We start from the raw sequence: 2116 nt of genomic DNA, 5'->3' as shown, positions 1-2116 counted from the left end.
TGGGCAGGGGGCATCTGCGTGTGGCCGGCCATCAAGTCCATCGTGGTGGTGGCCGGTGCGGAACGCGGCGGACGGCCCCCGCCCGGGGCCGCCCGCCGCGTGTCAGGAGCCCACGCTCACCGTGAAGCGCCGGGGGTTGCCGTCGTGCGCGGCCCCCGACACGTCCGGCTCGCCGTCCGGGCGTACGTCGTCGTAGGGGAAGGCGTAGCCGATCGGGGAGTTCGCGTGGACGACGCGCGACCAGTGGTTCGTCACCCCGCCCTTGTAGTAGTCCGCAACCGTGGTTCCGTTGGGCTGCTGGGGGTGGCTGAGCATGATCGAGCGGTTGAAGCCCGCCGCGATCCGGGCCAGCAGCGCCTTCTTGTCGTCGGAGTCGCCCGGGTTGTTCGTGAAGGGACCGTGGTTGCAGGTGAAGATGTCCTTCGACGTCGGCTTGACGAAGGTGTGGCCTCCCTCGAAGGTGAGGGTGTCCCCGCTGACCCGGCCCGCGAGCGTGCCCCGGCCGCCCTGCAGGTCGATCCGCAGGTCGGTGGAGCGGTACTTCTCCCAGACCTCGTCGATCTGCGCGGTGAACAGGTCCCGGAACGGCATCTCGTTCGGCCGGTCGAAGAACGGCGCCATCAGGTTCTGCGGCGAGACGACCCGCAGGACCTGCCCGTCCGAACCACGGGTGACCAGCTTGTCCCAGGGCTGGCCGTCGGAGGCCGCCTGTGCGGTGAGGTCGTCTGCGATGCGCTGGACCGCGCCGTCCGGGAGCGGGGCCACCGTGTGCGTGGAGTCCCCCTCCAGGGTCAGCCCGATGGGCAGGGCCGTCACCAGGTCGACGTAGCTGATGTTCGCGTACAGCTGCTGCGGATTGAAGGTGAACTCGCAGAACGACCAGGTCCTGCTGTAGTTCGGGTCGGTGGGCGTGGCGAAGGCCGGCTCGACCAGGGACGGGCCCGGGTTGAGATAGAAGTCCAGCTTGTCGTCGCGCACGAAGTAGACCCTCGCCCCGTACATCTGGGGCAGGGTCAGGACGACGGGCCCGGCACCCGCGGCCTTCAGCGGGATGGCGCAGTCCACCGGCAGTGGGGTCTGCGGGGCGCCGGGGGAGTCGGGGCGGTAGACGCTGCCGTCCGGGCGCAGGAGCACCCAGCGGTCGGTGCCCTGCTCGTGGCCGGTGACGTACGCGTGCACCGTGCCGGGCAACGAGCGGTTCTCCAGGGCCAGTTCGCACGTCGCGGCGGCCGCGTGCGTACGCGGGCTCAGGGTGCTGCCCCAGAGGGGGTAGGTGAGCGCGGTCGCGGAGGCGGCTGCGCCGGTCAGGAACATTCGGCGAGAAATCACGAAGGAACTCCCGAGGTGTGGGGGGTCGCAGACAGGGGTCGGTGTGGTGGTGCGGGGAGGTGGGGCCGTCTGCGGTGCGCACCACTCTCGCGACGCCTCCCGTGAGCGTCAAGACTTATGACTGAGAGCGCTCTCAAGAAGTAGCCGTTCTTCGCAACTCGACGCCGTAGGCAGGGTTTTGGCCACGCCTGGTCGACCGTCGCATGCGCGGAGTGAACAGGAACTGAACGCGGCGGCCGCCGTGGGGCGGGGCTGTTCGCGGCGTCACCCGGTATGTCCTCCCGGGTGACGGACGCGTAGTCTCGCCCCGCCCGGCGGGGGCGGGCTCCCGGGTGCCGGTGCTCTGCCATTGCGGTACGTCGAGTCGCCCGGCCAAGTGGATCCACGGCGTGGCGCGCGGACCGGCGTGTGGCTGGGGTCACATCTCCCGCTTTGTCGGGGCTCCACAAAGAGGCAGCGCCATGAGCTGGCAGATTGGGTGCACGCCGTTCGACTTCTGTCAGGTGCCTCCAGGAATCGGGGCAGGAGACTGTCCGGAGTGAACGGCAGGGTTTGTGCGGTCGGGTTCGTAGGGTCGACGTATGACCGTTGTGGACGAAATCCCGGGCGAGCCCAGTGACACGCGTGGCCGGGTGGCCGAGCTGCTGGCGCTGCGTGAGCAGGCCCGGCGTGGACCGAGCGACCGGGCGACCGAGGCGCAGCACGCCAAGGGCAAGCTGACGGCGCGGGAGCGCATCGCGCTGCTGCTGGACGAGGGGTCGTTCAAGGAGGTCGAGCAGCTGCGCCG

General features: G+C 70.0%; 2 protein-coding genes. One reads left to right on the top strand and one right to left on the bottom strand.

What is annotated here, in order from left to right; translation table 11 throughout:
* Positions 1 to 102 precede the first annotated feature (102 nt).
* Complete coding sequence (locus BFF76_RS25765) at positions 103 to 1314, bottom strand: glycoside hydrolase family 64 protein (protein WP_199831527.1); 1212 nt, start codon at positions 1312 to 1314, stop codon at positions 103 to 105.
* A gap of 596 nt (positions 1315 to 1910) precedes the next feature.
* Here BFF76_RS25765 and BFF76_RS31695 point away from each other — a divergent pair.
* The coding region (locus BFF76_RS31695; protein WP_275935678.1) for a carboxyl transferase domain-containing protein at positions 1911 to 2116 on the top strand (206 nt) is incomplete at its 3' end.

Source organism: Streptomyces mutomycini (assembly GCF_001700505.1).
GTDB lineage: Bacteria > Actinomycetota > Actinomycetes > Streptomycetales > Streptomycetaceae > Streptomyces > Streptomyces mutomycini.
Note: the sequence above shows the minus strand (reverse complement) of the source record. Positions and strands in the feature narration are given on the sequence as shown.

Coding starts and splice junctions, on each gene's coding strand:
- BFF76_RS25765 (WP_199831527.1), bottom strand. CDS start 1,314: ATGTTCCTGACCGGCGCAGCCGCCTCCGCGACCGCGCTCACCTACCCC.